This window comes from Acidobacteriota bacterium (assembly GCA_021161905.1).
Taxonomy (GTDB): domain Bacteria; phylum Acidobacteriota; class B3-B38; order Guanabaribacteriales; family JAGGZT01; genus JAGGZT01.
This window is the reverse complement of sequence record JAGGZT010000066.1, coordinates 46,696-53,002: the sequence shown is the minus strand read 5'-3', so window position 1 is coordinate 53,002 and position 6,307 is coordinate 46,696. Positions and strand designations below refer to the sequence as shown.

The 6,307-nt window shown below is 43.4% G+C and carries 5 protein-coding genes; all 5 read right to left on the bottom strand.

The annotated features are described in order from the left end of the window. Window positions 1–538: DNA repair protein (locus tag J7L64_09390; GenBank protein MCD6452555.1), on the bottom strand; the 538-nt coding region annotated here is incomplete at its 3' end. Beyond that, window positions 538–1,278, bottom strand: a complete 741-nt coding sequence (gene cas5d / locus J7L64_09385) for a type I-D CRISPR-associated protein Cas5/Csc1 (GenBank protein MCD6452554.1) — start codon at window positions 1,276–1,278, stop codon at window positions 538–540. The genes J7L64_09390 and cas5d, both read right to left, overlap by 1 nt. After that, the gene (gene cas7d, locus J7L64_09380) at window positions 1,275–2,075 is read right to left on the bottom strand and encodes a type I-D CRISPR-associated protein Cas7/Csc2 (protein ID MCD6452553.1); all 801 of its coding nucleotides are present in this window, start codon (window positions 2,073–2,075) and stop codon (window positions 1,275–1,277) included. Before cas7d ends, cas5d begins: the two co-directional genes overlap by 4 nt. After that, window positions 2,068–4,629 (bottom strand): HD domain-containing protein, encoded by a 2,562-nt coding sequence (locus J7L64_09375; GenBank protein MCD6452552.1) that lies wholly within the window; start codon window positions 4,627–4,629, stop codon window positions 2,068–2,070. The genes cas7d and J7L64_09375 overlap by 8 nt, the downstream gene beginning before the upstream one ends. A 3-nt stretch (window positions 4,630–4,632) precedes the next feature. Beyond that, window positions 4,633–6,216 (bottom strand): DEAD/DEAH box helicase, encoded by a 1,584-nt coding sequence (locus J7L64_09370; GenBank protein MCD6452551.1) that lies wholly within the window; start codon window positions 6,214–6,216, stop codon window positions 4,633–4,635. Window positions 6,217–6,307: the final 91 nt, after the last annotated feature.

The window sequence follows — 6,307 nt, the reverse complement described above, 5'->3', positions numbered from 1 at the left end:
GCTTAAACGATGTTGGGACTGGATGAACGAACACCTTTGCCCAAACATCAAAAAGGACCACATACTCAAGCCCTTTAGCCATCGTGATGAGATTGCCCACAAGGATCCGGGAAAGCTCTCTCCGGCGCTCTTTAGGCGATAGCTTGAGATACTTCTCGTAGTTTTCCTCATTCAGGGCGAGCCAAGGGGTGAAGAAACGATAACGAAGCGGAGGATTTGCCTCCTTAAGTTCAACCTCCTCTTCAACAATCTCCTTCCCCAATAGGGGAAAAACCTCGGTACCGAGAACCAACTCCTTCACCTCGGAAGCAATACGGGGGAGAAGCTCTGCACCCTCCTCGAGCCCCACAATGAAAGGAACCCCACCTATGATCTTATATTGGACCTTGGGATAAGAGTAGATAAACCGCCCCCCTAAATGTTGGTGTAGGAGAACCTCATCGGGAAACCGGGAGACGATGTATCCCCTCAGCTTGGCAGCAGAAACCTTCACCTCCCTCCCCACCCCGAACCTGAGGAGAGCGAATCTTACCTTCATCACACAATCATCCCTCTTTTAGGATGTCCTTTTTCCTCCCTTCTTCCGAAATATTTCTTAAATTCATCCGGAGGCGTAACAAACTTAGGAAATTTCTCCCCCTCCTCTATCACTCTAACCGCAAAGGGACAGCTAGCACTTTCTACCACAGGGTAAGGGAAAAGATTCACCATAACCCCCCGTTCAACCTCGGAAACAAGAGGATCTACAGGATGCTCAACAAGGACTAGTTCCTCTTCTACTTCCTTGATAAAAACTGTAGCCACCTCAAGCCTCGCTTTTCCCCGAAAGCTCCCTAAACGAATAAGCTGGGGGAGAACAAGATCATCCTGCCTCAGGAAGAGATAACCTTCGAACACTGCTTCAGGAGGTATCTCGAATATCTGATAAGCTTTAAGTACCTCTGCCTTTCCTCCACTGCTACCATAGCCGGTTATTAAAAAACCATCCTGATCACCTTTTACTGTCTGAGGTTGATACCTTAATACCCCTTTTAGCCGAGCTGGGGTAAAGTAGAAAGCATCATTAACGAGCGAATTCTTATATCGAGGTGTATTTCTGCCACCATTTGCTTCGGAAATAACATACGGTTGGAGCTCGGGATTAAGTGAAAGAGCATAATTTACCGCACAGTTAACCGCTGTGGCATGGAGATAAGGAGGCGAGAAAGCACTTCCTAAACCCTCCCGAGAATAGAAGAGGGAATCAAGCAATGTTATGGTGTATTTATAGATCTTCATTTCCTTTTAGTCGCTTTTTTATTGATGCTTTCAACAATAGTAGCAACCTGCTCATCTAATATTCTGTAAGAGCTTTCAACCTCAGGGAGGGAAAGCGAATCTACCTTCTCCAGCTCAGAAAGGAGGTCACCATTATCATTAACAATGAAATAGGCGCTAAGGTCCTCTCGATCGGTAAGTTTATACCCCAAGATCTCGAGAGTAGCCCTTCCCCATTCTACACTTCTCGCCCCAATCCTGGTAAGCCGTTTTAGGTTATCTATCACCACTGATGCCATCTCTTTAGTCGGATCCTTGACAGTAATCACCCCATAAAATTCGGTTTCTGGCGGGACGGTAACGATATTCATCAAAGCCTGTCCCGTGGTATGGGTTAGCTCATCGACCGCATTCTGGGTATAGGGCTCCACCTCTCCGACCTCTGTCGTTGAGATAAAGGTCTCACCGAGTATTCTGCCTAATATGTTATATGCCACCTTAGCGCTACTCGTTTCACCAGTACCGCCAAAGATAAAACAACTGGGGCATCTCATACAAAGATCATCTTTCAGATGACAGTCAGGACTTATCCCAAGAGAGCGCTGTTTCTCTAAAGTCATTCGGCGTAGCTTCCCCTTGATCTTTCTCCAAGGTATTATGAACCTGTTGCCCAACTTCTGATACCGGAAGGTGAGTACCTCCTCGGGATCGTTACTACGGATAATCGTCTCATCGAGTAAAGTAAGCTTGGTAACCAACTGAAGGTAAACACCCTTAGGAAGTGCACTAACTTCCTTTAAGAAGTCCATCTTATTCATTTATAACCTCCTTCAAATTTGAATAGCGGGTGAAAACATAGATAGCAGAAGTCAAAGCATTTCTTGCTCTTATAAACTTGGATATATCCTCCTGTCTCAATTGATGGTACTTACTTAATACCTCTTTAGTTTTAGCCACAAATTTCTTAAGCTCATCTTGCTCCTCTTTGGGGATCTTAGTAGCGATGTTGCGTAGAAATCGCTCCATTGCAAAATCAAACTCCCTTCCCATCATTATCTCATCAAGCGCCTGAGCTATCGGCTTCGTCGCTGAATGCCGAGTCAACTTCCCCCAAAAATCACCCCTATTCTCCGGCTCTATACAGAAATGGGGTATTCCTTTTTCTTTATCTGCGAAGAACGCAGCATCTTTTAAAAGATTTCTCATTGAATATACCTCCCTATTTACTTCAAAAACCTTGATATTACCTTTATACAGAAACTGATAAAACCTCATAAGCTGATCTTTATTAAGTAAGCTTGCCCCCTTCTTATCTTCTTCGGAAGCGCAACGGAGAGCCACACTGGGAGACTTCTCTATCAATTCCTTTGCGAAGAGGAACTTACTCTCATTTCCTTTCTTAACTGCTCGGGCAAGGAGTATCACCGCTAACGAATTGTAGTATGCCTCGGTGGTAGTAACTACTGATTCGCCAAATAACCCTATCTGCTCCTTCAGTCCTATACTGGTGGTAAAACCAAGTAGGTTCAGTGCATGATAGAGGGGTTCATACTTCGCTCGGAGGTTCTTAACTCCTTCCTTCCGCCCAACATTTCCTATACTAAACAAAACCCCGTGCTCACTTCGGAAAATCTGTCTATATTCCTCCTCGTATTCCTTTCGAGAGAGGGGGATACGCAATCTTTTACCAAAAGGCAAATGACGAAGCTCCTCTTTTTCTTCAATCTTTACTATAGAATGAGGATATCTTACCCCCTGGCTTATAGCCTTAATTAATCTATCGAGCTCTCTATAATGCTTCCATAGTTCAGGAACCTTTGTTTCTACACGAACTAATACCTTCTGGCTACCCCCTTTTCCTTCCCCTTTAGCTACCATATTGTCGTAAGCACAGAAGAGGCAAGTAGCTTGAGAAGAACTTGGGTCTGCCTTTATCTGGGAAAAGCCATACCCTTCCCCTCGCCCGTAGCCCAAAACAGGCCGTGCTTCCGAAGCCACGGGGCAACCACAACGCTCACAGGCTCCTTTAGTAGCAGTCTTTGTTCTTTTATAGCTTTTATACCGATCGAAAATATCTTTAGCCAACTCCCTAAAATTCGCCTTTTCCTCTAAAGCCATTATGGTTTCTACATATCGAGTGATATCTGAATAATCTCCAACCTTTTCCTCCCTCCTCCGAGCAATATGGTAAAGAAGTTGAAAAAGCTCTTCAGGCGTGAAACGATCAAGTTTCTTCCTCCTATCACCGGGAAGCTCTGATAGATATTCGTCAGGAATGATATCTGATGGGGAAATTTTAGAAAGCAATGAAGTCAAAGCATTCTCGTTGAAGCTGTCCGGTGGCTCTTCCTTAAAAAGGTTCTTCCATAATCCTTTTGCTCGGGGGTGACCGGAAGAACCACAAAGTGCCTGGATAAGATCGCAAAAAGGTAGTCTATTCTTTATGGTTTTGTATTCTCTTTCGTCAAGTGCATAGAGATCCTGCAATAATCTAAAAAATTGTCCTCCTTTCTTGGTAACATTTCCCAAATTACTGACGATTCTATCCTTATTGGCTTCCATAAATTTGGCGGGCAGGGTACAAGAAAGCCCCCCAAGAACACATTTAGTGAAAACATTATAGACCGACTGAAACTTTAAAGAACTATTGAAGAAAACATCTTCGATCACCCACACCACATCTTCCCTATTAGGAAAACCCAGTCCTTTCTCGCCGATGAAAACAGCAGCGTTATCGAAAACGAGAAGAAGGTCCCATCCTTTTTCTCGATAAGCCTTTATTCCCTCTTCCAAAAATAAATAGGTGGTTGGTGAGGGGAAACGGGAAATCTGAAAATAGGTAATATCAAGAAAACCACGCAAAGCTTCTCTAACTCGAGCTATTGTGTTTGGATTTACTCGCTCCATCGAGCCCAAATGGTCAGCATAACGCAAGAGTTCGGTAAAGATCCCAGCCGAGGGGGTGGAAATATCCCTAAGATCATCCCGGGAAACACTATGATGCGTCAGAATAACATCGTAGATAAACTTCCTTTCTTCCTCGCTAAGCCTTTTCAATAGCTCAACTTTCTCGAAGTATTTATTGAGTTCTTCTTGAGTCATCTTATGGACTATCTTAAAAGATCCCGGCTCCTCGAAACCCTTTCTCAGTTTCTGTTGGTTTTCCTCGCTCATCTTACCCACATCATGGAGCAATGCTGAAAGTTCAAGTAAATACCTCTCCCGTTCATCCAACGAGGGAATGAATTTAGCTATCTTGGAAAGAACACTCCACACGGTATAGTGATGTGAGAGAAGTTGCTCCCCATTTGATTTAGCCAGATAGCCAAGCTGGGGCTCTAAAATTTCCTTTATCTCTGAAAATTGCACCATTGATTATCCTCCATAAAAGATAAATTCTTCTTTCCCCGAAACTATGAGTTCCTCTGTCTCAGGGTCATAAGAAGTGGTAACGCGATAGTAATAATCTCCTAGTCGTCCTTCAACTACACCCCAGAAAGGGAAAAGTTTATCGTAAAGTAACAACTCCTCAAGTTTCTCTCGATTACGAATACCGCAGTTTCTCAATGTCTTTACCTTCTCTGAGTAAGGCATAATCTTCCAATCATCAATAACATTCTCAACCTCGTACATAGCAAAAATGGATTGAGAATAGGGGAATGCCTCCCCTGTATCTTTATCAATGAGTATGAAGTTATAGCTATCTCCACGGAACATCTCACCTGCCACCCGGATCCCAACTGGATCACGCAGTACCTTCATTAAAATCTCCTTCTCAAATTCATCCCGACTCAAACTATTCTTCTCATCAACATAAGGGATGAAATCGCGATTAGTTAAGATGATCACCTTCCCCTCCGATTTCCTACCCACCCTTCCAATCCTTTGAATGGCCGAAGTCCAATAGGAAACCTCCGTGATAAGGGTTTTAAAATCCATATCGATGCCTACCTCTATTGCTGAGGTGCCGAGAACCACCGTTCTTTCAGTGAGCGGAGCTTTATCCTTCTTTATGCCACTCCATTCAACGATATCAAACGACTGCCCAAATTCCTTCCGTATCCTTCGCTCAAGATGTCTCAACCGGAACACAGAATCAAAAATTATCGCTAATGGCTTCGCCAGCTTGGGAATAAGCTCCCTGAGAAGGGAAAGTGTATCCTCTCTTTTTGTGTATTTATAGGCGCAAACCTTCACCTCAAGGGGATAGTTGAAGATTACATCCCTCTTATCTCCCCGAGAACTATCGAACGGAATATCAACCGCTCCATATTTAGAGATTAATTTCTCCACCTCTCCCCTCACATAGGGGGTTGCGGAAAGAAAAACCACCTTACTTGCAATACCATCAAGAAGCGCTTCCAGCAATTCATAGAAATGGCCAAGATTGGCATAAAGATGGAACTCATCGAAGAAAACGAACGCCCCCTGAAGTAAGTTCTGCAACCTCTTCGAGCCTCGGTAGGCCTCTTTATTGACCATAAGAAATAAAACATCGGGAGAAGTAACGATCGCTGAACGCTTGCCGTAAAGACCAAGGTTCCTAAATAAATTATTAAGGAGCTCACCCCTATTTATTTGGGAATTCAACCCCTGCTCTTTGAGAATTCTTACCAAAGAGGAAGAAGAATAGAAAAAAAGATTTATCCCCTGAGGAGAAAAATCATCAGGTGGATAAATTGAGAGATTTGGTGTGCCTCGCTTCATTGAGCCAATTTGAGCCTCCATCAGGATCTTGGTGGGATAAGTAAATATGAGCGGTCTTCGTTCAAAAAAGGGATCGTTCAACAAAGTGGGGAAAATATGACTTTTCCCTGAGCCTACTGGTGCTTCAACAAATATAAGCCTTTCTTGCGATTCTTTTATTGCCTTTATCGTCTCCTCTTGGAAAGGACGGAGCGAACCTTTTTGTTTTACATATCTTGGAGAAAGGGAAAAGGAAAGGGACTTTATATTCATCAAAATACTCCCTCACTCTCTTTTCTTCCTTCGGGGAAGCTACTTTTAAAGGGAAGTCGTTTTATTAATAAAAATAAGAAACCCCTTTTGT

Bases quoted from the DNA above. Each gene is read 5' to 3' on its own strand.
- cas5d (MCD6452554.1), bottom strand. From the start codon at position 1,278: ATGAAGATCTATAAATACACCATAACATTGCTTGATTCCCTCTTCTAT.
- cas7d (MCD6452553.1), bottom strand. From the start codon at position 2,075: ATGAATAAGATGGACTTCTTAAAGGAAGTTAGTGCACTTCCTAAGGGT.
- J7L64_09375 (MCD6452552.1), bottom strand. From the start codon at position 4,629: ATGGTGCAATTTTCAGAGATAAAGGAAATTTTAGAGCCCCAGCTTGGC.
- J7L64_09370 (MCD6452551.1), bottom strand. From the start codon at position 6,216: ATGAATATAAAGTCCCTTTCCTTTTCCCTTTCTCCAAGATATGTAAAA.